This window comes from Streptomyces sp. NPDC048254, from assembly GCF_043201895.1.
GTDB lineage: Bacteria > Actinomycetota > Actinomycetes > Streptomycetales > Streptomycetaceae > Streptomyces.
In genome coordinates this window covers 1-20,667 of the sequence record NZ_JBICZJ010000036.1, presented here as the reverse complement: position 1 = coordinate 20,667, position 20,667 = coordinate 1, and the positions used below count along the sequence as shown (strand labels likewise).

The following is a 20,667-nucleotide window of genomic DNA, read 5'->3' as shown; positions in this document are numbered from 1 at the left end:
TTTAGCTCCTACGTGTTCAGCGCAATCTGTGTGGGCGGTGGTGGCTCGGCCGATGGCCGAGCCGACCAGGTTCGCCATCTCTATGAGGCCATCAGTGATCGAATCCAGTTCATCGTGGTAGTGCTCACGCATCGCGTGCCTCCCGCGTCGGCACCCGTTCCCCAGCCTCTGCCGCCAGTCAGATTTGCACACCTTATGCAGGGGCCGGCCGACGGTCGGCCCCTCACCATCCGGCACTACCGAGGGCCGCGACTCCGAGTCTCACGGGGCGACAGGGCTGCTCGGCCGCACTTGCGCGGCCGGAACGCGCCAGGCCGCCGCGGTCCAGCGCGGCCCGGCCATGCGTCCGCACGACAAGACATCACCCGTTCGGCCCACACGGGCCTCGTCCCCATGTGCGGCGTCCCCCGTTCGGCCGCACGGTGAACGTGGCCGGCTTGCCGCCAAGTAACAGCCGTGATCGCTAGTTCGCGGGGAGGCGCCGTGATCGTGATAGCTCTGCTCGGGCCAGTGGTGCCGTTTCTCATGCTGTTCGGGCTACCCGCCCTGGAAGACCACCTGTTCCCGCCATCACCGCCACTGCCGGAACAGGCGAACCCGGAACAGGTCGATCGTGACTGACGCTCCCGCCAGGAACAGGCACAACTACGATCCAGCCCCGCCCGCATGGGGAGCGACAAACGCCGGCGGCCCGCTGCCGGGTGCAGTGGGCCGTTCGCGAGCGCCGTACGAACGGCCGTCCAGATGTCCCGTCCTACGTCGTACGTCCAGTTCAGGAGCTTGTGCCGAAGGTACTCGCGTGGATGACGCGCCCGTGATGGTGGCGTCGGTGGGTGTCGGGCTCGCGGCGGAGCGCGACGAGGGCCGCGTCGTCGCCGAGGCGTCCGCGGGTGTGAGCGAGCAGGTCGCGCCGGATGTGGTGCAGCAGTGATTCCGGGCCGGCCTCGCTCCACTGGGCGGCTCGTGTCTCGAAGGGGTAGAAGGCGCCATCGGCGTCGCGGGCTTCGATGACGCCGTCGGTGTAGAGCAGGAGCGTGTCGCCGGGCTCGAAGGAGAGCACATCGATCTTGTATTCCTCCGGTCCCAGCTCGCCGATCCCCAGCGGTGGCGCAGGGTGCAGGCTGGGGACGGTGAGGGACTTGCCGGGGCTGAGCACCAGGGGCGGGGGGTGTCCGCAGCTGACGATTCGGGTGATGGGGTCGTCGTCGGGGAGTTCCAGCAGCAAGGTGGTGGCGAAGCGTTCGCCGGTTTCCTCGGCCGGCTCGAATTCGGCGAGGTAGCGGGTGACGCTCTGTTCCAGGGAAGCGGCCAGATCAGGCAGGGAGGTGTGCTGGTGGGCGGCTTCGCGGAAGGCTCCGAGCAGGAGGGCGGCCTCGCCGATGGCGGACAGCCCCTTGCCCCGCACATCGCCGATCATGATGCGCACACCGCCGATGATGCGGGTGGCCGCGTAGAGATCACCACCGATCTGCGCCTCGTCCTCGGCGGCCAGGTATAGGCAGGCGATCCGCAGCGCGCCGATCCGCTCCGGCAGCGGCCACAGCAGGACGTGCTGCGCGGCCTCTGCGACCGACCGCACCTTGGCCAGCTGGCGCCGATACCTTTCCCGCACCACGCAGAAGAACACGATCATGGCTGACAGCACTGCCAGGGCGAGGATCTGCACCATCACGTTGCGCGAGGCCAGCATGCCGAAGTGCCAGCCGATGTACGCCTGCGCGGCCACGGCCAGGAACCCGATCAGGCCGGTCAGCCGCGGGCCGGCGAACGAGGCGGTGATCGCAGGAGCGATGACCAGCAGCGGGCCGAGATGGATGTCGGCGGGGACTGATTGATCCACCGCTGTGATCACCACGATGAGGACGACCGGGATCACCAGCAGCACATGACTCGACTGCCACACCTGCCGCACACCAGCCAAGCCATGCCCAGCCTGCACATCCTCCAGACTGCCACCGCCCCACCAGCTCTGCGCGAGGATCGCGGACCGGCCCACCCTCGACGCAGCGCGTGAATCTCCGAGGCGGACAGAGCCATGCACAGCAGCATGTGTGCGAAGACGGCGTCCACCGATGCCTCCGGCAGGGGCAACGCGGCACGAACATCGTGCACGAGGGTCGTCACCCGCGCGGAGCTGCTTTCGGACCGAGGGGCGGCGCGCGACTGGTCAAGACCGGCGGTGCTGAAGTCGGCTGCCAGTGCCGATCGTTGCCGCGCTCGGCGCCACATTGGTCCAGGCCGCGGTGTTCCTCGCCGCGAACGCCACCACGTCCGGGGAGGAGCTGGGCGGGTGGGGCATTCCCATGGTGACCGATCCGGCCTTCGCCGTGGCGATCCTTGCGGTGGTCGGCCGGCACCTGCCCGCCCGCTGCGCACGTTTCTGCTGACGCTGGCAACGGTGGACGATGTGTGCGCCGTCCTGGTGTCGCCGCCCGCCGCACTGGCACCGTGAACGTACCCGGTGCACCCTGGGAGTGGGCATCTCCCGCGCCTGGAGCCACAGGCGTGTCCCGCTCTGCCGAGGGGAGGAGGCGTGATGTCCTCACCGGCCGGCTGGGGCCGGCTGACGATCTACCTCGATGAAGCACGGCAGTGGCGGGGTCAGTCACTGGTCGAGGAGGTCGTGCGCCGTGCTTGGGAAGGCAAGCTGCGGGGGGCGAGCGTGCGCCGTGGTATTGCAGGATTCGGCGATGCTGGCACCGAACGCAGGGAGAGTGTGCTCGCGCTTGTTCAGCATCTCCCGGCCGAGATCGTCCTCGTCGACGACATGGTCATCCTGCAGAACTTCTTGACACGCCTGGACCGTATGCAGGCGGTTCTGCTGGCGACCCTCCAACCGGTTGAGGTCGTCGATATCTCCGCCGTGGCCAGCCACGATGCGCACGAGTCGTGAACACCCCCGCCGATACGGCCATCCGCCCCACCTCGGCGATCCTCCCCGCAAAGGAAGCGCGCGATGACCCCACACCTTCCCCGACACCACCACGGGGACGACGACCTCCCTCCGCGCGCGCCCCGTGCGCCCCTCAAAGGCCCGGTCCTGCGCATGACCGTTTACCTCGGCGAGTGGGACCAGTACCACCACAAGCCGGCCTATACCGAGATCGTCCACCGCGCGCACCGCGCCGGGCTCGCCGGCGCCAGCGTCTTCCGCGGCTTCGAGGGCTTCGGTGCCTCCTCGCTCGTGCACACCACCAGCCTGCTCGACCTCGCCGAAGACCTCCCCCTGACCGTCGTGGTTATCGACGAGGAGGACCGCGTGCGTGCCTTCCTCCCCCAGGTCCGCGACGTCGCCCCCCAGTCGCTGGTCACCCTGGAGCCGCTGCAGGCGGTCTGCCACGTCACCGGCTTGCCTCGACCTGCCGCCGGAGAGGAGAGGCGCTGATGCCCGTCCCCATGGTCTTTCTGGGCGGCATGATCGGCGCCCCGCTGCGGTATCTCACCGACAAGGCTGTCCAGGCCCGCCTCGACAGCGTATTTGTGGCAGCCAGCCGGGCCGGATGGTCCCACCGACGACAAACGCGTAACCCCTCACATCGACGGGGTGCCGGTCACCGCCCATTCCGACAAGCAGGGCGTCCCACCTGGAACAAGACCTACGGGCACGGAACTCCGGCCCGGCGTAGTCGGATCGAAAAGCCGGACGACCGAGTCGAGGCCGCATACGTCGGCTGGAGCGGTCCGCGCCCTCCACGGGGGTGCCCCGTCTTGTTCGAATGTCCCTCCCGGGCGGCAGGACGAGCAGACAGGTAATTCCCGGTGAGATCACCGGCCTGTCCTGTCCCAGGTCTTGTTGCCGCTGAGTGAGCTTTGGGGCGTGACCGTCCTGCTCTTCGCTGTTTGCGAGACGGGAGTACGGGTCTGACGGCCAGCACGGCGGTTGGTCAATGCATAGCGACGGGCATGATGCCGCGCATCCCCAGGAGCCAGGTTTAGGCTGGTCATACGGCATCGGTGGGGTCGCAGGAGATGGTGCCCAAAGGGCGGCAGTAACGCGACGACGGTCCTTGCTCACCCGGAGCAGGGGCGGGTGCACGGTGATCGGTGTGCAGAGGCGCGCGGGGCGTAGCGGTTTGAGGAGTGTGGCCGGAGGGCCGAGGACGGTTGCCGGGCCGGCCGAGCGGGCTACGGCAGCCGAGGAGGCGCAACTGCGGCGTGAAGCGCGCCGCCGGGAGTTCGCGGTGTTCTCTGTGATCGCCGTAGGTGGGGCGGTAGGGGCGGGCGCCCGCTACGAGGCGGGGCAGCTGTGGCCCACCGGTAGCAGCGCGTTTCCGTGGACGACGCTGGGTGTCAACGCCGTTGGCTGCCTGATCATCGGCTTTTTTCTGGTGGCGGTCACCGAAGTGTGGTCGGCGCACTATCTGCTGCGGCCATTCTTCGGCACTGGGGTGCTGGGCGGATTCACCACCTTCTCCACGTACTGCGCCGACATCGAGCGCCTGGTCTCACAGGAGCGGGCCGGTATTGCGCTGGCCTACCTGGCGGTAACCGTCATGGCCGCCATGGCCGCGGTGACGATCGGCGCGGCAGCCGCGCGCCGTGCCATGACCGGAAGGATGCAGTAATGAAGCTCATGGGTCGCACACTGCGGATGACGGTCTACGTAGACGACACCGACACCTGGCATCACAGGCCGCTGTACACGGAGATCGTGCATCGTGCTCACGCGGCGGGACTGGCCGGGGCGTCGGTCTTCCGCGGGGTGGAGGGCTACGGGGCGTCCTCGATCGTGCACACCACCCGGTTGCTGTCGATGGCGGACGACCTGCCGACTGCGGTCGTCATCGTGGACGAGGAGGACCGGATCCGTGGCTTCCTGCCGCAGCTGGACGAACTGGCCATCGAGGGCCTGGTCACCCTGGAAGAGGTCCAGGTCGTGCACTACGTGGGGCGGGAGGCCGTGAGCCGATGAGGCTCTTGCTGGTGCTGCTCGGTGGCGCCATCGGTGCCCCGCTGCGGTATCTGACAGACCGCACGGTCCAGGCGCACCACGACACCGTCTTTCCCTGGGGCACCTTCGCCGTCAACATCACCGGCTCGGTGATTCTCGGAGTGCTGACGGGGGCGGCGCTGTCCGGCTCCGCGCCGAAGGAGGTCCAGCTGTTCCTGGGGACGGGGCTGTGCGGGGCGCTGACCACGTACTCGACGTTCTCCTACGAAACGCTGAGCCTGGCCGCGGCCGGCGCGAGGTTCCTGGCGTTCGTCAACGTGGCGGCCTCGGTCATCGCGGGGCTCGGAGCGGTGTTCATCGGCTTGGCCGTGGCCAAGGCCGTGTTCGGATAGGCCCCGCCCGCGCCATCCGGACACTGCTGGGCCACCATTCGCTCCGTCAGCGCCGCCCCCGTCAGACGGCGTCTGCGTGCGTCTGGCCGATGCGGACTACCTCGACCTCTTCGACGATCACCAAGCCCTCGGTGACCAGTTCCTTCACCGTGGGCAGGAAGCGCCGGATGCGTTCCTCTTCGTCGACGATGACGATCGCGAGGGGCAGATCCTGCTTGACCGACCACAGCCGGTAGCCGTGGATGACTGTGGATGCCCCGTAGCCCTCTACTCCGCGGAAGACGGACGCGCCGGCCAGCCCGGCCTGGTGGGCCCGGTGCACGATCTCCGCAACCAGCGGCTTGTGCCTCCAGGTGTCGCATTCCTCGATGAACACCGTCAGCTGCAGGGCTCTGTCAATCAGCCTCATGGTGTCCTCCTGGCCGCCACGCGGTGCGTGCCGCGCCGCACCCCGCACCGCCGCGGTGAAACCAGCCGTGAACGTCAGACCGCCCGAGGCCGGGTACCCGACGTTGTCCATGGAGAGAGAACCTGCGCGCCCCATGTCCACGGCGCCGCGCATGCGTGAGCCGATCAGCCTGGAGACCGGTGTACCCCGTGACCTGCGGCTTACTGCCTTTCATGCCGTAACCCTCCTACTCGTGTGGGCCCACAGACGGGCAGACAAGTTTCACGAGTAGGGACTGTTGGCGGCACCGAAGGTGCCGCGGTTTGGGTACGGCGAGCCCCACCGCCGCGCGACCGCCGCTGACAGGACAGAGGCGCCGCTTACGATTAAGGCTACTCCCGCAGACGCCCGGCGGCCGATCACCACATCCCGTGCAGCCCCGGCGCCCAGCACCACGGCCCCGGGCGCGGCCAAAACCCGCAGGGCCGGGTATCCCTGGCCGGGGGCCGCACCGCCTTGCCGACCCGCTCGGCGATCACCAGCGCGCATGCCGCCCGCAAGACGCCGGCCAGCCTGAGCACCTGCTCGGTGACCACGGTCAAGGCGTACCGGCGAGTCAGGCCCCAAAAGCGCCGGGTACGGTCCACCAACGGCCCCTATACCAGCCGCAGCCCCAGCGCAGCGGCATCACCCGCGCCGGTCACCACCCGACCACAACCGCCGACGCACCCAGCCAGCGACGCCAGCAGCGGACCCGTCACCGAACGGGCGCCCTCGTACACGAAGTCCGCCCGGCTCCCGTGCCGAACCACACCAAGATCCGCCAACCCCACCCCGACGCCAGCCGCCCGGACGGCGTGTACGAATCATCCCCACACCGCCTGCGCCACCGCCGCACCGACGAACACCGCTCCCAGACCGGCCACCACACTGGCGACCACGTTGGCGGCGGCGAAGAACCGCGCACCGTCCTCGGCCAGCCGCAGCGTCTCGTACGAGAACGTCGAATACGTCGTCAGCGCCCCACAGAGCCCTGTGCCCAGCACCAGTTGCACCTGCGGCGACGCCGCACCCGCCGTCACCGCCCCCGTCACCAGGCCCAGCACCAGACAGCCCGCCACGTTCACCGCGAACGTGCCCCACGGAAAGACGGTGTCATGGCGGGCCTGCACCGCCCGGTCGGTCAGATAACGCAACGGCGCGCCAACCACCGCACCGGCAATCACTAGCAGCCAGTTCACCGCGCCTCCCCTCCCCGCCTATGTACCGGCTTACCTCGACGCCGCCGTTCTCCGCCCCGCCTGCCAGCCGTGTCATCGCCCGGCCCTCCCACCGACCACGCGGCGCGTCACCGACGCCCCAGCCCACACCCCCGCCAACGCCGCCAACAGCGTCAGCCCCAGGTACGCCAGCCCCACCCCAGCACGCCCGCCGTTGACCAGCCGCTGAATGTCCACGGCGTACGTCGAGAAAGTAGTGAACCCGCCCAGCACTCCGGTACCGAAGAACGACCGCACCAGCCGGGGCGCGTCCCACACCTGGGTGATCACCACCATGAACACCCCGATCACCGCGCACCCCACAGCGTTCACCGCCAGCGTCGTCCACGGGAACGCCACCGGCGCGAGCGGCCACAGCAGCCCCACCCCGTACCGGGCTGACGCTCCGATGGCACCGCCGAGCGCCACCACGCGGATGACCGGCCACTGCCCCCGCCACGGCGCACCTTGCCGCAGGGACTGCTCATCAAGATCGGGATCGATGGACGAGTCCACCACCGACTGCCGCGACGCCATCTCCATACCCGCGTCTCCTACTCGCCGGGCACCCGGCATCCGGGCGCACATCATCGCAAGTAGGGACCGTTGGCGGCATCCTCGCCGCAGTTCGCGTACGGCGGGCCCCACCACCGCGCGGCATCCCACAGGCGCCGCAGGCCGCCAGAATACCGGACCCGCCCGCTGCCCTTACCGCCCGGGCAGGGCGCGGTTACGGCATGCTCACCGCAGCGACATGCCCACGCCACGCGCCTTTCCCCTCCGCCTGCCAGCGAGCCAGTCCGCATCCATTCTGCTCGGTCGCAGCGGGGCTATGGGTCAAACGCCGTGATGGCGGAACCGAAGCATAAGAAAGCTCACGTGGCGAGCTTGGCGAGTTCCTTGCAGCAGGGTCAGCACGGCGGCGAGGCCGAGGAAGGCGAGGAAGTGGCTGCCTTTGCGGTCGTACCGGACGGGGAGGCGGCGGTAGCCGAACAGCCCAGGAGATGGACCTCTCGATCTTCCAGCGGTGGCGTCCGAGTCGTGCGGTGGACTCGGACGCCTGGGCGGGCGATCCGGATGATGACGCGTTTGCACAGCCAGGACAAGGTGTCGGCGGAGTGGTACGCCTTGTCGGCCCGGAGCTTGGCGGGGCGCCTGCGGCGCGATCCGCGCCGACCCATGCAGGCGATGCCCTTGGCGCAACTGAGGCACGGCGAAGGCAGAGAGAAGCAACACCACTGTTGCAATGCTCCCGGACTGGCTGCCCAATTGAACTGGGCATTTAAGCCGCAAAGACAAGCAGTCGATGCGTAAGAGATGGCGGGATAAAGTAGGCGTTGCGCCCTCGGTCGAGGTGCACCCTGTAGAACGTCATGGATCCGACGAGGGCGTCCTCGACCGTGCGGAGCGGGGCGTCGGAGGCCGCGTACCCGCGCTGGGGGCGACCGGCTCGTGCCCCGCGGCGCGGGTGCGTCGGCGGTGAAGGACGGCCACGTTCCAGCGTTCCAGCGTGTCGGCCTGCGGGGTGTCCCGGAGTTCGTCGTCGTAGGAGATGCGCAGGTGTAGCTCTGAGGGATCGCCGGGGAGCGAGGAGGGGTCGATCACTGCGGCAGCGTAACGAGGGCCACCGCGTTCGTGGACGACAGAGCCCCCGGATTCCAGGCTGTGGAATCCGGGGGCTATAAGTCATGGAGCGGGGTGGACTGCGGGTCAGCTCTCGGTGGAGTCGTCGGTGGGGCTGTCCGTGCGGGTGCGGCGTGCCAGGAGGAGAGCGCCGCCGCCGGCTGTGATCAACGCAGTTGCGCCGCCGATCAGCCACGGTGTGGCGTCGGCTCCGGTGTGGGCGAGGGAACCTGTCGGCGTCTTCGGCGTGGGGTCGCCGGCCGAGGTCGGGGAGACGGGTGAGGAGTTCGGGCTCCGGTGTGTCGCTGCCCGAGGCGGACGGCGTGGTGCCTCCGGTACCGCTGCTTGGCTTTTCCGGGCTCGCCGGGGAGTCGGTGGGCTGGTGCGTCGGCTTGTCTGAGGAATCAGGCTTCGGGGCGGTGGCCGTCTTGGCGTTGGTGACGGTCACGGTCACCGAGGCTCCGGGGCCTGCGGTGAACGTCTTCGTCGGCTTGTAGAGGCCGTAGCCGGCGGGGGCCTTGATCTCCTTGACCCAGAACTGCGTCCTGCGGCTCGACACGGGCAGTTCACCCGAGGCCGTGCCCTTGGCACCGGTGGTCAGGGTGAGCAGCGTGGAGGTGCCGGTGCCGATGTTCACGGTCGCGCCGGGCAGGAGCTTTCCCGTCTTGTCGTCCTTGGCCTGCAGGAGGACCTTGGCGGCCTTGAACGGGTCGGTGATCGTCAGCCGGGTGGCGTTGCCCGGGGTGACGATGACGTCCTGGTCGGCGATGACCTCGTGGAGCGGGCTGCCGGTGGCCGTCTGCTTGAGCCGGTAGACGCCCGGCGCGAGGTCGGGGAAGGTCAGCTTCCCCTGGGCGTCGCTCTGGCCGCGTCCGGCTTCCTGGCCGGCGGAGTCGAGCAGCAGGAACACGGCGCCGGGAGGACGCCTCCGGCCGTGTCCTTCGCGGTGATCTCGACGCTGCCCGTGTCCGGGGCCGGTGTCTCGGCAGGGGCGGCTGAGGCCGAGGGGGCCGGTTCGGAGGGCTGGGCGCTCGCGGTCGGCGCCCAGATGAGGGTGCCGGCCATCGCGGCGGTGACGGCGGCGGATCGGACAAAGCACACGTGCACGGGGAAGAGAACTCCTTGGGTCTGGAAGCAGGACAGGTCAGCGGGTCCGGCCTGGGGCCGGGACGGGGGGTGGCGGGGCGACGGGCGTGTTGCCGTGCGCGGGCTTGGTGGTCGTGGTGGCGATGTAGAGGGCGCGTCGGGTCTGGACGGGGACGTCCTGGACGGTGCGGTGCAGTGGCTCGGTGGAGATGAGCGAGGCGGTGAAGGCGGCGACGAGCGTGGTGGGTGTCCGGAAGGAGAAGTCCGCCTTCCAGTGCGGTTCGTCTGGATGGCCGCCCCAGGCTCGCCAGGCCGGCCCGCTGGAGCCGCTGGCGTAGCGGTGGCGGACGCCGCCGAGTCCTTCCGGGCTGAGGAAGGTCTGTGTGCCGTCGGTCTTGACGTCGTGGCTCCAGCCGCGGGTGAGCAGCGGCACGTACGCCTCCTGCGCGGTCGTCTCGTCCTGGAACAGCCGGTCCTGGTCGCTGTGCAGGTCTTCGAGGTAGAGGTCGAGCAGTTCGGTGTGGACGTCGTGGACCAGCTCGACGGGGGTGGCGGCGTCGAAGGTGATGCACCAGTCCGCAGGGGTAAACGGGGCCCGATGCGCGGTGATCATCCACGTGCCCTTGCCGGGCTTTTCGGGCTGGGGGTCGTAGGTGGTCTGCAGTCGCAGGCACGGGCTGAACGCGGCAGCCGCGAACTCGGTCTGGGCGAACGGCCAGCCCTCGTCGTAGGGGAAGTCCCACGTGGTGCGAGGGTCGACGGCGCCAGGCCCGGCCAGATGGCGGGGAAGGACCTGCACCGGCTGGGCCGGGTCGAGGTTCTCGAAGGGGTGGGTCATCACGGGCAGGGCTCCTGCTGAAGGGTGCGGAACGGCTGGGTAGGCGGTGGGCCCGGCTCAGCGGGCACGGGCGCCGTTGGCGGTGACCGGCGCGGCGGGCGCCGGTTGCGCAGTGCGACCTGCGGCGCGGCCCGGGGTGGAGATGCTCCAGGCGCCGGGGAACCAGACGGCGGTGTAGTGCTCGATGGCGTCACGCAGCCCTGTGGTGACGGCGCCAGCCCACGGTGGCTGATCCTGACGGTGGTACTTGTGGATCACGCCGTAACCGTGTGTGTTCGGCCGGGTGTTGGTCGCTTCGTCGCGGCGGTGGAAGGTTCCGTGGTCGAGGAAGCTGAGTGCCACCGCGTCGATCTCGCCGCGGTCCGGGTGGACGACCGCCACGCGCAACCCTCCGTAGGTGTCCGCCCGGATGGTGTCGGTGAAATCGATCCGCAGCCGCAGCTGTCCGCCGGGGGCGGGGACGGCGAAGTAGGTGTTGCCCACAACGGCGTGGTCGGGGAAGGGGAGGCACAGCTCGGCGAAGAACTCCGGGGACTGCAGGAACAAGAGGGGTCTCCGGTAGGAGGAAGGGCCTGTGCGAGCGGCGTGGACCGGGCAGGGCTGGTCTGCTGGTGGTGCTCCAGCGCGGGACGCTGGACGCGGGGAGCGCGGCCGGGCGGCGGGACGCGGCGGCCCGCTGCACATCGAGCGGGGTGGGGGCCGGCGGGCCGGGCGGAAGGATCGGGGTGAGCTGGCCTATGCCCTTGATGTAGCTGAAGGTGTCCTCGCGCCACCGGGGCAGTGGAGCCGGATCGGCGACGCACCGGGTGACGGCGGTGAGCAGGGCGACGGGAGTGTCGGTGCTGGCCGTGGCGTACCAGACGGGCCGGTCGATGGAGTTGCCCGCCCACAGCTGCCAGCGGGCTTCGCGCGTGGTCAGTTCGGCTTCCGGCTCGAGGTCGCCGGTGGTGAACTCCAGCCCGGCGAGTGCGTCCGGGGCCTGGATGGCGAAGACGCCCCAGCGGGGGCGGTCGATCTCCCAGCCCTGTTTCAGGAGGGGCACGACGGCGAGGAAGGGATCGTGTTCGTCGCTCCCGGAGACCGGCCGGGCGAGGTAGCCGGCCGGTCCCTGCTGGTACGCCGTGGCGAGGGCCGTGGTGAATGCCTGGACGACCTCGGTCGGGGTACGGTCGTTGAAGCAGACGCCCCAGGTCGGTGGTCCGAACGGGTCGCGGTAGGCGTTGATGCGCCAGAGCCCGTCGTCCTCCCCTTCGGGGAGGTAGCCCAGGCGGACCTTGCGGTCGGGGGCGTTGACGTAGGCGTTACCGAGGTCGTCGTTGTCCAGGTCCCACCCGAGGTCGATGAGCGGGGCGAGGGCGGGGTCGCCGACCCCGGTGGTGGAGGCGAGGTGGCGCGGAGAGACGAAGACGTCTCCGTCCATCGTGCGCAGGTCGTCGTGAGAGGTCACAGGTTCCTGAAGGGGTGAAAGCGCGGGCGGGTCAGGCGGCGAGCATCAGGGCTTCCTGGAGGACGTCGCTGGAGCCGGTGTAGTGCAGCGTCCGCAGGCCCCAGCGGGCGGCGGCCCGGCAGTTGTCGGCACGGTCGTCCACGAACAGAACACGTCGGGGATCGCGAACTCCGGTGGCCCGTATGGCGTGTTGGTAGGCGGCGGGGTCGGGCTTGCACACCTCAAGGCGGGCTGAGTACAGCGCCTGGGTCATCATGCGTCGCCACGCATGGGTGTCGAGCACGGTGCTGAGATGGGCAGGTGCGTTGGACAGCAGCACCATCGGCAGTCCGGTGGCGTGGGCGCGGCGTAGGACGGCCAGGACGCTCTCGTCGGTCTCGGTCCACATGTTCGTGTCCGCGGCGAGGAGTTCGCGCAGCAGGCGGGGGCCGGGGTGGGCGCCGAGGACGCGTGCCCAGTACGCCAAGTCGCTGAGCTGACCGGCGTCGTAGAGGTCGCGGGGGTTCCAGAAGGCTCGTTGGAAGCCGGTGAGATCGTCTTCGGGCCAGGAGGCGGTGCCGGCCAGTCGCAGCCAGTGGGCGCGGCTGGGCTGTCTTCCGATGACGCCGTTGTAGTCGAGGATGACGGCGTCGGGGCTGGTGGGGCGGGTCAAGGGGCGGTGTTCTCCAGGGCACGGTGGGCGAGGGCGGCGAGAGCGGCTGCGACGAGGGCGGGCAGCAGCAGGGCGGTGGGCAGGGTGGTGATGCTGGCGAGGGCGCCGATGAGGGCGGGGCCGGCGAGCAGGCCGAGGTAGCCGGTGACGGACACCGTGGCGACGGCCCTCGGACCGTGGGTCCCGGCGGCGGTGATCAGGGAGGGGACGGTCCCGGACAGGCCGAGCCCGAAGACCGCCCAGCCCACCAGCGCCGCCGGCACGCTGTCGGCGAGGACGCCGGTGGCCAGTCCGGTGGCGGCGAGCAGTGCGCCGGCGCGGACCACGGCAGGGGCACCGAAGCGGGTCGTGAGCCGGTCGCCGGTCAGCCGGCCGATGGCCATGCCGGTGCTGTAGAGGGCGACGGAACTCGCGGCGAGGGCCGTGCCGGCGTGAAGGGCGTGCACGTGCACGGCGGCCCAGTCGGCTGCTGCCCCTTCTCCCAGCAGGCTGGCAGCCGCGAGCGCGCCCAGCAGCCACACCCGCCCTGGCGTGCGGTGCCGTCCCTCGTGGGGGCTCAGGGGTGTGGGGTCGGTGCCGCTCAGCGTCAGGGAGCGCGGCACGGCCGCGAGCACGCCCACCGTCAGGGTGGCACCGGCCGCCAGGAACAAGGTGCTGTGGGCTGTGCCGGCGGTGGCGGCGGCCAGGGCGGCGCCGATCAGCGCGCCGATCGAGTACGCGGCGTGCAGGGAGGACATGATGGGCGTGCCGTAGGCGTTCTGGCAGCGGACCGCCCCGGTGTTGGCTGCGACGTCCAGGACCCCGTGCGCGGCGCCGAAGGCCAGCGCTGCTGCGAGCAGCGAGGCCAGAGTCCGGCATTGGCCCAGCAGGGCGAGGGCTGCTGCCAGTGCGACAGCTCCGCTGATCAGGAGTGCGGGGAGGCGTTCGGGCCGGGCGAGCCGGCCTCCGGCCTGCAGCCCGGCGACCATGCCGGCAGCGGCGGCGAGCAGGACGAGGGAGAGGCTGCTGGTCGTCAGGTGGGCGGCGTGCTGGACGGCCGGCATGCGGGCGCCCCAGACAGCCATCACCACACCCAGACCGAGGAAGTAGCCGGTCAGCAGGATGCGGCTGCGCCGGAGGGCTACGTCGTTGTGGCTCATGCAGGGCGCCCGCCAGCGATACGCTCCCCGGCCGGGAGGGGCTGTACGTGGATCCGGGTGCGGCGGACTGCTTCCTCGGTGCGGGCTTGTGCGAGGTCTGCGGTGGGCGCGGTGGTGATCAGGTAGCCGATCCGCGCGGTCCACATGTTGCCGCCGTCGGCCGGGAGGAGCAGCTGGTCGCCGGCCTGGTGCTGGAAGTGCACGCGGTCCAGCCAGTCCGGTGTGGTGCCGTCGAAGCCGAGGCGGAGCAGGGTGCCGGAGGTGTCCGGGTAGAGCAGCTGGATGGCGGCGGCCGAGGACCTGGTCGGGGTGAGGTCGGGGGCCCGGCCGCAGGCGATGTCGGAGGCGGCGCGCGGCAGGTCGATGCCGGTCGCGAGCCGGACGAGGTGGCCGATCATGTCGCCGACGATCCGGCCGTTGACCTCGATGAGCCGCGGTCGGCCGTCAACGAGGCGCATCTCGACATGGCTGACGCCGTCGGTGATCCCCAGGGCGCTGATCGCGGCCTGTGCCACCGGGGTCACGACGTCGAGCAGCGGGTCTGCGGCGTCCACGCAGTGGGCGAGTTCCTCGAAGAAGGGCGGAGCGCTGACTGTCTTGCGGGTGACCGCGACCACGGTGATCTCGCCGCGGTAGGTGACGCACTCGACCGACACCTCGGGCCCGTCGAGGTACTCCTCCACGAGCACGCTGGTGGATTCCCGCCCGAGCCCGGCCGCCTGGTCGGCGAACGCGAAGGCAGCGGTGAGCTGGTCGGGGGTGTCGGCGCGGATCACACCGATACTGGCCGCATACGCGGCGGGCTTCAGCACGAGCCGGTAGCCGATCCGCCCGGCCGCCGCCTCCGCCTCGGCCAGGGTCCGCACGCTCACCGAAGCAGCCGACGGCACGCCGTGCCGTGCGAACAGCGCACGGGACGTGGCCTTGTTCCGGCACGCCTGCATGGCCTCCGGGGCGGTGGTGGGCAGGCCGAGCTGGCGTGCGAGGCGGGCCACGGGCACGAGGTACCACTCGGTCCAGGTGAACACCCCCGCCAGGTCGTGACGTTCGGCGAGCATCCGGCCGGCGGCGGACAGCGCGGCCTGGTCGGCCGGGTCAAGAGAGGACGACGCAGTCGCGCGGGTACGGCACCTCCCACGTGGGCTCTTCGCTGGTGATCAGGACTACGTCATAGGCGGCGGCCACGGACTGAAGGCAGTACGCGCGGTATGCCTCGGCCTCCATGCCGGCTGCGGCAACGACGAGGACGGCGGGGCGGTCGGACAAGGGCAAGCTCCTTGGATTCGGAGGATGGAAAGGCGCGGGGAAGCGGGCGAACCGCGGTGGCACCGGGACAGGTGCACGGTCGGCCCGGAGGGGTGGGGCCTCGGGCTGCGGCTGCTCACGCAGCCCGTGCGCTGGAGGGGGCGCGTGGGCGAGGCGGCCCCGTCAGGCGGTCTTTGGCTGGCAGAGGGTGCGAGGGCGGTGGCGTGGGAGGGGTGTCAGGCAGCGCGGCGGCGGCGCAGTTCGAACACGCTGGCCCGGTGAGGGTGGTTGTCGATCAGGCGGCGGGCATAGAGGGCGGTGTAGTTGTTGTTCAGCCCATCGACGCCGTACGGAAGTTGGCGGCGCAGGTCCTCGAACAGGTCCTTCAAGCTGATGCGGGTGGCGCCGGCGGCCAGACGGCGGGCGGCCAGGCGCTCCAAAGCCCCGAAGACGTGCGGGTTGCGGGCGTCGAAGGCATGGAACTGCTCGGTGATGGTGCGGCCGGTCGCGCGATGCGAACCGAGGGCGGCGATGGACATGAAGGTCTCCACAGGCTGGGGGCGCCGCGGGTTCAGGTGCGCAGGGTGGGATCCGTGCGCAGGCGGGCGAAGGCGTAGAACAGGCCGAGGGTCTGCAGGGCCGCGCAGACGGTGATGACGGGGCCCAGTGCGTCGGGCGGGGTGAGCGCGGTGAGCACGCCGGCGGCGGGGAAGGGCAGCAGGAGGATGAGGATCGTCGCCGACAGGGTGCTGCCGAACTTGTCCGGCGGGATCAGGCGGGAGCGCAGGGTGCGCAGGACGACCGCCAGGCCGCCGTCGGCCGCCATGAGGACCGTGACCAGGACGAGGTAGGAGCGGTAGTCGGGGGCCTGGGCAGCGACGAGACAGCCGAGCGAGGCAAGGACGGCACAGGTGGCGCCGACCGGCCACAGCCCGAGGCGGTCGAGCGCGAAGCGGCAGAGTGTGACGCTGAGGAGCGTCGCTGCCGCAGCGGCGGACCAGACGAGGCCGACTGCGGTGGTGGACTGCCCGAAGTGCTGGACGACGATCACGGGGCCTGCCGCCTGGAGGAGGCCGGTGGCCAGGTTGGACAGGGTCAGCCCGGTCACGAGCCAGCCGAGCGCGGGCAGCGAGCGGACAGTGCGCCACCCGGTGAGCAGTCCGGCACCGGACTGCCCCTTCGGCGCACGGGCCGGTGCCACGGACGAGGGCGGGGTGCGCAGGGCGAGCAGCGCGGCAATCAACGAGAGCACGGTGATCACCGCGAGCATCGACGGCGGACCGGCAAGCAACAGCACCCCGGCGAGCGCCGGACCGGCCAGGGCCGCCGTCTGGTCGATGCCGAGCAGCACGGCCTGGACACGGTGCGCCCGCCGTCCTGCCCTGCGTCCGGCGGCGGCGCCCGCCGTCTCGACCGCGATATAGCTGAACTCGGTGAGTACGCCGGTCGTTGCCGCCAGCACCATCACGGTCACGCTCGCCACCGTGCCCGCCGGGTGGAAGTGGAGCAGGACCGCGCCGGCGGCCAGAGCCAACGCCCGGCCCAGGGCGGCCAGGTGGAAGACCACCGCGGCACCGTGCCGGTCGACAACCGATCCGGCCCACCCGAACGCAGCCAGCCGCGGGATCCACTCCAAGGTGAACGCCACGCCTGTCAGTGCCGCGGAGCGCGTGGTGGCCAGGACGAGCAGCGGGATGCCGTAGCTGGACATCGCGAACGCCAACGCGTCCGCCGTGCGCGGCAGGTAGATACTGCGCACCAGCCCGCCGGTGTGACGTGCGCGCCGAGGTGTGACCGCTGTGCTCACGCGATCGGCTCGGGTTCGGACACCCTGGCCACCTGGGGGTTGTCGGCCAGCCACCGGATCAAGAGCATGCGGGGACGGGCCAGGCCCGCCTCGCCTTCGCCACCGTCCAGCGGGGAGGGATTGTCGGCGCGCTCAGCGGTGAGCGAAGGTGCCAGCAGACCGAGGACGTGCCGGATGCGGCTGCTGAACTCACAGACGAGGGCGGGGAAGGCGTGACGCCGGGCCCAGCGGGCCATCGCGTCGTACAGGTCGGCCAACTCCGTCCCGGCCTGGGTCAGTTCCAGACCGGCGCCGGGCATGATCCAGATGAGACCGTGGGCGCGGGCCGTGACGGATGCGCTGCGCACTTCGTGCGTGGAGAGGTCGGACAAGGTAGTGGCCAGCCGTCGCGTCGGTATGGCGCCGTTGTCGTCGATCTCGGTGACCAGGCGCACCAAAGGCCGCGAGGCGAGCAGTTCGACAGCGCGCAACGCTTCGGCAGAGGTCATGGCGGTGCTCATCGGCGCGGGCCTCCCGCCGGGATGGCTGCCTTCGGGTGGGCGGTCGCGGCGTGCGAGAAAAGATCCCGGTTGTGCCAGGCCGGAGCGGACTGGGGTGTCCGAGCGGGTGCCAGTGCCGTGGGGGCCGGCCTCGACTGGCTGCTGATCCACGGCCTCGGCGCGGGCTTCGCCCGCGGGTGCCCCCAGACCGGGTGCTGGGCGGCCTGGGTGAGGGGCTGCCCGGCGGACCAGGCGGACAGGGAGCCGAGCACGGCGCCCAAGCCATCACCAGCTGCGGACAGCCGGTAGGGCCGGCCCATGCCGTCGGTGTCGACCAGGCCGTCGGCGACGAGCTGCCGCAGCGGCGGATAGACGTTGGTCCAGTCGCTACTGGGCATCACGATCCGGGCCAAGGACCGGCCGCTGACCTCCTCGCGGGACTTCAGCACCCACAGGATGGCGGCGGCATGGCGCCGAGTGAGGAGGGTGAGGCTGTCCTCGATCTGCTCGATCGCGGGCAGCGGGCCGTCCGGCGTCTCCATGTACTCCTCGGCCCAGGTGACGATCACCGGCAGCACCGGCAGCAGGGCAGCGCCACGCTCGGTGTGGCCGTAGGTCACATGCCGTGCGTCATGTTCGGTGCGTTCGACGAGTCCCGCGTCGCACAGCGACGTGAGCTTGGGGTGGAGTTGGCCGTTCTGGAGCCAGGACACCTTGGCCGCCAGTTCGCTGTAGCGCAGCGGCGATCCGGACAGGGCCAGGAGGATCCTCACGTTCCAGCGCGGGGTGATCATGGCGAGGGCCTCGGTGACCCGGGCGATGTCGGCGTCGGTGTCAGGGGGCAGAGCGGTGGTGGCCAAGGGAGGAACTCCTGGGTGATTGAAAGGGGGATCGCCTGCGGGTCAGCGGCTGTGCACCGGGTTCGGCGCCGCAAGAGGCGGAGCCGGGGCAGGCGGTGAGGGAGCTGGCGGGCCAGGCGTCGGGGCCTGGACGCGGGCCAGGCTCTGCAGGACGGCGGCGGCCGAGGTGGCTTGGACGTCGCGGACGGCGACGGCTTCGGCAAGCCGGCGGGTGCCGTCGAGGAGGTGGGACACCTCGTGCGGGCCGATCTGCCGCTCGGGGCGGACGAGCTGGGCGAGGTGGTCGCGGAGGACGTCGATGCTGCGCTCGGCGAGGGCGAGGTCGTGGTGCATGCCGAGCAGGGCGGAGAGCATGCCGGGCGGCTGGTCGCGTGCGTGGGCTGCGAGGTCGGCGAGCGGTGCGCCGTACAGGTCCTCGATCCGTCCGGCTATGTCGGTGGACGTGGGGCGGGGCAATCGGGGACTTTCACGGTCGGCGGGCCCGGGCCGCCCCGGCACGCTCGGGTGCCGGGGCAGCGGACCGGGGCAGGCTTGCTGTGGCCCTGAGCTGCGCGGTGCGGACGGGCCGGGGCTGCTGAGTGGGCGAGGGCATGGTGCGCAGCAGTTCACCGAGGGCGGCGCGGTAGCCGTCGCGGGCCTCGAGTGCTGCCTCCAGCCACTGCGCGTCGACGCGGAGCTGGTCCACCGACAGATTGCCCATGTCGCGGCCCGGGTCCATGTCCGCGTGGACGCGGTCGCGGACGCGTGCGACCTGCTCCTCCGTCAGCGCCAGGAAGGAGCGCAGCTCCAGGGCCCGGCCGAGGGCGGGTGAGGCATCCGGGCCGGCAGCCGCTTCGTACAGCTCCGAGACCGGAGCCCCGAAGACCTGCTGCAGGTCGCCGTCCATGCTGCTGGCCGTGGCCCGGCTCAACGGACGGGCCTTCCCGGCTGCCTCGCCGACGCCGGTGCGGGTCTGCCCGCAGGCCGGTGGGGAGCGCTGGTCTGCACCGCCGGCCCGGTGCGGGGGCGCAGACGGGCGAGCCGTTCGGCGGCGGGATCCTTCTTCCCCGGAGCGTCCGGGTCAAGGAGCCACCGCACGACCATGGCCCGGCCATCGCGGGTGGTCACGGCCGCGTTCACGCGGTGGGCGAGGCCCATCGTCGGGTCGTCGACCTCACTGGGCTGCGTCTCCAGCGCGGCCAGAAGGTCGTCCTCCGCGCGGTTGAGCACGGAATGGGCCTCGACGAGGAGGCCATGCCACTTGACGACATCGGTGGCGGCAGGATTTGCCAGGGGCGCGGCGGCGACCGCGGCCTTCAGCCGGCCGATGTCCATGCCGAAGCGCGCTTCGATCCGTTCGGTGAGGACGCCCAGGACATCCTTGACATCATCGGATATGCCGTCGGACAAAGCGAAGACTCCTGTTCTGGGAATTGGGGTGGAGCGCATGCGGAAGAAGCCTCCGAAGAGACATAGGGATTGCGTGGATGGGCGCTGCGGGGAGTTGCCCCGGCGGCTATAAGAGTCCGGAGAATCGCCGGTTTGGCTAACCGGCGATCGTCGACTATGTTGCGCCGCCGGCGTCGGGCCGAGCGCTCAGCGCGAACGGCCGGGCGAGGGCGAGGCAGCGGCCTTCGCCACACCGGGCGGGCGGCTGGCGGCGGCCGTCGGACGGACCGGTGGGAGAGGACCGGCCTCGCCCATGAGGCGGTCCTCGCACCACTGCAGGGCCTCGCCGACCGTGTCGAAACCGCCCTCGCGCAGGCTGTGCGTCCACGTCTCGGTATCGACCTCTTCGACCACGACACGGAACGGCGACGGGGCACGCTCGTCCAGCGCCCGCAGAGCCACAACGACGACCATGTCGTCCGGGTCGTCGCTGGTGTAGGAGTAGCCCATCGCGTAGTGGTCGCCGTCGCCGGCGAGGCGTCGCTCCAGTGCTCGCGTGGCCTCGTCCACCGGCGGCGGGCCGCTCAACTCGGGGTCAAGGCCGATGGCATCGGGCGGGCAGCCCCGGTGGATGAGCCAGGACTGCGCCATCGCGGGCAGCGGCAGCGGGGCCTGCTCGAAGGCGAACGTCTTCTTCTCGTGGTTCCGTTGCAGGTAGACGGCGAGCACCTGCGGCATACCGGGGTACCAGGTGGGGGTGCGGTCGAACAGGACGTAGTTTCTCTGCACCAAGTCAAGCCAGGCGAAACTGGGCATTCATCACCCCCATGTCCCGACGCCTGCCCTTCTCAGGCCCATGCACCGACAGCGGGACGAAGAAGGCCAGGCCCCCGCCTGATCACGCGACGGGGAGCACCGACGTCAAGTATTTATGAGTGGCGCCGAGACGGCCGTCAGCGTGACTACACTCGCTTCGTCTCCGACCCCTGCGGTAGCGAGCCCTCCGCCTTGTCATGGGGAGAACTCGCACTGTCCATCTGTCTCCAGGCCGGGAAGATCACCGGGCACAGCGTGGCGAGCAGATACGCACCGCCAGCCACTAGGCCGTTTCTGATGGCTCTTGGTTGGGTGGGTGGATCTCGTGGTTGGCCGGGCAGGACGCCCGTATGGTGCGGCGACACGAGCTCACGGAC

At 70.6% G+C, this 20,667-nt stretch carries 28 protein-coding genes and 3 pseudogenes; 9 read left to right on the top strand and 22 right to left on the bottom strand.

Annotated features, from left to right (window positions below; translation table 11 throughout):
* The first annotated feature begins 483 nt into the window (after window positions 1–483).
* Window positions 484–621, top strand: a complete 138-nt coding sequence (locus ACGFZQ_RS50580) for a hypothetical protein (protein ID WP_393846255.1) — start codon at window positions 484–486, stop codon at window positions 619–621.
* Between the two features lie 151 nt (window positions 622–772).
* On the opposite strand, the gene ACGFZQ_RS50575 is transcribed toward ACGFZQ_RS50580, so the two are convergent.
* A complete protein-coding gene (locus ACGFZQ_RS50575) occupies window positions 773–1,912 on the bottom strand; it encodes a PP2C family protein-serine/threonine phosphatase (RefSeq protein WP_393846296.1) in 1,140 nt (379 codons plus the stop codon).
* Window positions 1,913–2,198: 286 nt separating this feature from the next.
* Here ACGFZQ_RS50575 and ACGFZQ_RS50570 point away from each other — a divergent pair, with 286 nt between their 5' ends.
* The 6 genes from ACGFZQ_RS50570 to crcB (ACGFZQ_RS50545) all read left to right on the top strand — a co-directional run bounded on the left by ACGFZQ_RS50570 (window position 2,199) and on the right by crcB (ACGFZQ_RS50545) (window position 5,283).
* On the top strand, window positions 2,199–2,387 hold the full coding sequence (locus tag ACGFZQ_RS50570) for a Na+/H+ antiporter NhaA (RefSeq protein WP_393846254.1): 189 nt from the start codon (window positions 2,199–2,201) through the stop codon (window positions 2,385–2,387).
* 149 nt (window positions 2,388–2,536) lie between these two features.
* Window positions 2,537–2,893, top strand: coding sequence for a DUF190 domain-containing protein (locus ACGFZQ_RS50565; protein ID WP_393846253.1), 357 nt, complete (start codon window positions 2,537–2,539; stop codon window positions 2,891–2,893).
* Window positions 2,894–3,046: 153 nt separating this feature from the next.
* The gene (locus ACGFZQ_RS50560) at window positions 3,047–3,385 is read left to right on the top strand and encodes a DUF190 domain-containing protein (RefSeq protein WP_393846252.1); all 339 of its coding nucleotides are present in this window, start codon (window positions 3,047–3,049) and stop codon (window positions 3,383–3,385) included.
* A gap of 796 nt (window positions 3,386–4,181) precedes the next feature.
* A complete protein-coding gene (gene crcB, locus ACGFZQ_RS50555; RefSeq protein WP_393846251.1) occupies window positions 4,182–4,565 on the top strand; it encodes a fluoride efflux transporter CrcB in 384 nt (127 codons plus the stop codon).
* Window positions 4,565–4,912: a DUF190 domain-containing protein gene (locus ACGFZQ_RS50550; RefSeq protein ID WP_393846250.1), complete on the top strand. Its 348-nt coding sequence runs from the start codon at window positions 4,565–4,567 to the stop codon at window positions 4,910–4,912. The genes crcB (ACGFZQ_RS50555) and ACGFZQ_RS50550 overlap by 1 nt, the downstream gene beginning before the upstream one ends.
* Entirely contained in the window at window positions 4,909–5,283 is a 375-nt protein-coding gene (gene crcB / locus ACGFZQ_RS50545) for a fluoride efflux transporter CrcB (protein ID WP_393846249.1), read from the top strand. The genes ACGFZQ_RS50550 and crcB (ACGFZQ_RS50545) overlap by 4 nt, the downstream gene beginning before the upstream one ends.
* A 61-nt stretch (window positions 5,284–5,344) precedes the next feature.
* Here crcB (ACGFZQ_RS50545) and ACGFZQ_RS50540 read toward each other — a convergent pair whose 3' ends face one another.
* From ACGFZQ_RS50540 to ACGFZQ_RS50520, 5 genes are all read right to left on the bottom strand, one after another.
* Window positions 5,345–5,692 (bottom strand): DUF190 domain-containing protein, encoded by a 348-nt coding sequence (locus ACGFZQ_RS50540; RefSeq protein WP_393846248.1) that lies wholly within the window; start codon window positions 5,690–5,692, stop codon window positions 5,345–5,347.
* Between the two features lie 845 nt (window positions 5,693–6,537).
* The gene (gene crcB / locus ACGFZQ_RS50535; protein ID WP_393846247.1) at window positions 6,538–6,912 is read right to left on the bottom strand and encodes a fluoride efflux transporter CrcB; all 375 of its coding nucleotides are present in this window, start codon (window positions 6,910–6,912) and stop codon (window positions 6,538–6,540) included.
* Window positions 6,913–6,984: 72 nt separating this feature from the next.
* Window positions 6,985–7,473, bottom strand: coding sequence for a fluoride efflux transporter CrcB (crcB, locus tag ACGFZQ_RS50530; RefSeq protein WP_393846246.1), 489 nt, complete (start codon window positions 7,471–7,473; stop codon window positions 6,985–6,987).
* Between the two features lie 828 nt (window positions 7,474–8,301).
* Window positions 8,302–8,535, bottom strand: coding sequence for a hypothetical protein (locus tag ACGFZQ_RS50525; RefSeq protein WP_393846302.1), 234 nt, complete (start codon window positions 8,533–8,535; stop codon window positions 8,302–8,304).
* Window positions 8,536–8,640: 105 nt separating this feature from the next.
* Window positions 8,641–8,742, bottom strand: a complete 102-nt coding sequence (locus tag ACGFZQ_RS50520) for a hypothetical protein (protein ID WP_393846295.1) — start codon at window positions 8,740–8,742, stop codon at window positions 8,641–8,643.
* A gap of 110 nt (window positions 8,743–8,852) precedes the next feature.
* Between ACGFZQ_RS50520 and ACGFZQ_RS50515 the strand changes: the two genes are divergently transcribed.
* Complete coding sequence (locus tag ACGFZQ_RS50515) at window positions 8,853–9,050, top strand: hypothetical protein (RefSeq protein ID WP_393846301.1); 198 nt, start codon at window positions 8,853–8,855, stop codon at window positions 9,048–9,050.
* Here ACGFZQ_RS50515 and ACGFZQ_RS50510 read toward each other — a convergent pair.
* Window positions 9,044–9,190, bottom strand: a pseudogene (locus ACGFZQ_RS50510) (hypothetical protein); the annotation flags it as partial. The gene ACGFZQ_RS50515 and the pseudogene ACGFZQ_RS50510 sit on opposite strands and share 7 nt — an antisense overlap.
* Before the next feature lie 55 nt (window positions 9,191–9,245).
* Between ACGFZQ_RS50510 and ACGFZQ_RS50505 the strand changes: the two are divergent.
* Window positions 9,246–9,368, top strand: a complete 123-nt coding sequence (locus ACGFZQ_RS50505; protein WP_393846300.1) for a hypothetical protein — start codon at window positions 9,246–9,248, stop codon at window positions 9,366–9,368.
* 25 nt (window positions 9,369–9,393) lie between these two features.
* On the opposite strand, the gene ACGFZQ_RS50500 is transcribed toward ACGFZQ_RS50505, so the two are convergent.
* The 15 genes and pseudogenes from ACGFZQ_RS50500 to ACGFZQ_RS50430 all read right to left on the bottom strand — a co-directional run bounded on the left by ACGFZQ_RS50500 (window position 9,394) and on the right by ACGFZQ_RS50430 (window position 20,290).
* A complete protein-coding gene (locus ACGFZQ_RS50500; RefSeq protein WP_393846299.1) occupies window positions 9,394–9,660 on the bottom strand; it encodes a hypothetical protein in 267 nt (88 codons plus the stop codon).
* 37 nt (window positions 9,661–9,697) lie between these two features.
* A complete protein-coding gene (locus ACGFZQ_RS50495; RefSeq protein ID WP_393846245.1) occupies window positions 9,698–10,477 on the bottom strand; it encodes a DUF317 domain-containing protein in 780 nt (259 codons plus the stop codon).
* A 57-nt stretch (window positions 10,478–10,534) separates the two neighbouring features.
* Window positions 10,535–11,023: a hypothetical protein gene (locus ACGFZQ_RS50490; RefSeq protein WP_393846244.1), complete on the bottom strand. Its 489-nt coding sequence runs from the start codon at window positions 11,021–11,023 to the stop codon at window positions 10,535–10,537.
* Window positions 11,024–11,057: 34 nt separating this feature from the next.
* Window positions 11,058–11,897: pseudogene (locus ACGFZQ_RS50485) on the bottom strand (DUF317 domain-containing protein); the annotation flags it as partial.
* Window positions 11,898–11,955: 58 nt separating this feature from the next.
* A complete protein-coding gene (locus tag ACGFZQ_RS50480; RefSeq protein WP_393846243.1) occupies window positions 11,956–12,576 on the bottom strand; it encodes an HAD family hydrolase in 621 nt (206 codons plus the stop codon).
* On the bottom strand, window positions 12,573–13,715 hold the full coding sequence (locus ACGFZQ_RS50475; protein WP_393846242.1) for an MFS transporter: 1,143 nt from the start codon (window positions 13,713–13,715) through the stop codon (window positions 12,573–12,575). Before ACGFZQ_RS50475 ends, ACGFZQ_RS50480 begins: the two co-directional genes overlap by 4 nt.
* Window positions 13,712–14,939, bottom strand: a pseudogene (locus ACGFZQ_RS50470) (ATP-grasp domain-containing protein). Before ACGFZQ_RS50470 ends, ACGFZQ_RS50475 begins: the two are co-directional and overlap by 4 nt.
* Before the next feature lie 257 nt (window positions 14,940–15,196).
* Complete coding sequence (locus ACGFZQ_RS50465) at window positions 15,197–15,499, bottom strand: hypothetical protein (protein WP_393846241.1); 303 nt, start codon at window positions 15,497–15,499, stop codon at window positions 15,197–15,199.
* A gap of 32 nt (window positions 15,500–15,531) precedes the next feature.
* Window positions 15,532–16,767, bottom strand: coding sequence for an MFS transporter (locus ACGFZQ_RS50460; protein ID WP_393846240.1), 1,236 nt, complete (start codon window positions 16,765–16,767; stop codon window positions 15,532–15,534).
* The gene (locus ACGFZQ_RS50455) at window positions 16,764–17,267 is read right to left on the bottom strand and encodes a regulator (RefSeq protein WP_393846239.1); all 504 of its coding nucleotides are present in this window, start codon (window positions 17,265–17,267) and stop codon (window positions 16,764–16,766) included. The genes ACGFZQ_RS50460 and ACGFZQ_RS50455 overlap by 4 nt, the downstream gene beginning before the upstream one ends.
* Window positions 17,264–18,106 (bottom strand): winged helix-turn-helix transcriptional regulator, encoded by an 843-nt coding sequence (locus ACGFZQ_RS50450; protein ID WP_393846238.1) that lies wholly within the window; start codon window positions 18,104–18,106, stop codon window positions 17,264–17,266. Before ACGFZQ_RS50450 ends, ACGFZQ_RS50455 begins: the two co-directional genes overlap by 4 nt.
* Before the next feature lie 42 nt (window positions 18,107–18,148).
* Window positions 18,149–18,562 carry a hypothetical protein gene (locus ACGFZQ_RS50445; RefSeq protein WP_393846237.1) on the bottom strand — a complete coding sequence of 138 codons (414 nt, stop codon included), beginning with the start codon at window positions 18,560–18,562 and terminating at the stop codon, window positions 18,149–18,151.
* 10 nt (window positions 18,563–18,572) lie between these two features.
* Window positions 18,573–19,016, bottom strand: a complete 444-nt coding sequence (locus tag ACGFZQ_RS50440; RefSeq protein ID WP_393846236.1) for a hypothetical protein — start codon at window positions 19,014–19,016, stop codon at window positions 18,573–18,575.
* Window positions 19,013–19,495 carry a hypothetical protein gene (locus ACGFZQ_RS50435; RefSeq protein ID WP_393846235.1) on the bottom strand — a complete coding sequence of 161 codons (483 nt, stop codon included), beginning with the start codon at window positions 19,493–19,495 and terminating at the stop codon, window positions 19,013–19,015. The genes ACGFZQ_RS50440 and ACGFZQ_RS50435 overlap by 4 nt, the downstream gene beginning before the upstream one ends.
* Window positions 19,496–19,681: 186 nt before the next feature.
* Window positions 19,682–20,290 carry a hypothetical protein gene (locus tag ACGFZQ_RS50430; RefSeq protein ID WP_393846234.1) on the bottom strand — a complete coding sequence of 203 codons (609 nt, stop codon included), beginning with the start codon at window positions 20,288–20,290 and terminating at the stop codon, window positions 19,682–19,684.
* Window positions 20,291–20,667 lie beyond the last annotated feature (377 nt).

Bases quoted from the DNA above. Each gene is read 5' to 3' on its own strand.
- ACGFZQ_RS50550 (WP_393846250.1), top strand. From the start codon at position 4,565: ATGAAGCTCATGGGTCGCACACTGCGGATGACGGTCTACGTAGACGAC.
- ACGFZQ_RS50475 (WP_393846242.1), bottom strand. From the start codon at position 13,715: ATGAGCCACAACGACGTAGCCCTCCGGCGCAGCCGCATCCTGCTGACC.
- ACGFZQ_RS50495 (WP_393846245.1), bottom strand. From the start codon at position 10,477: ATGACCCACCCCTTCGAGAACCTCGACCCGGCCCAGCCGGTGCAGGTC.
- ACGFZQ_RS50565 (WP_393846253.1), top strand. From the start codon at position 2,537: ATGTCCTCACCGGCCGGCTGGGGCCGGCTGACGATCTACCTCGATGAA.
- ACGFZQ_RS50560 (WP_393846252.1), top strand. From the start codon at position 3,047: ATGACCGTTTACCTCGGCGAGTGGGACCAGTACCACCACAAGCCGGCC.
- ACGFZQ_RS50430 (WP_393846234.1), bottom strand. From the start codon at position 20,290: ATGCCCAGTTTCGCCTGGCTTGACTTGGTGCAGAGAAACTACGTCCTG.
- ACGFZQ_RS50465 (WP_393846241.1), bottom strand. From the start codon at position 15,499: ATGTCCATCGCCGCCCTCGGTTCGCATCGCGCGACCGGCCGCACCATC.
- crcB (WP_393846246.1), bottom strand. From the start codon at position 7,473: ATGGAGATGGCGTCGCGGCAGTCGGTGGTGGACTCGTCCATCGATCCC.
- ACGFZQ_RS50455 (WP_393846239.1), bottom strand. From the start codon at position 17,267: ATGAGCACCGCCATGACCTCTGCCGAAGCGTTGCGCGCTGTCGAACTG.
- ACGFZQ_RS50540 (WP_393846248.1), bottom strand. From the start codon at position 5,692: ATGAGGCTGATTGACAGAGCCCTGCAGCTGACGGTGTTCATCGAGGAA.
- crcB (WP_393846249.1), top strand. From the start codon at position 4,909: ATGAGGCTCTTGCTGGTGCTGCTCGGTGGCGCCATCGGTGCCCCGCTG.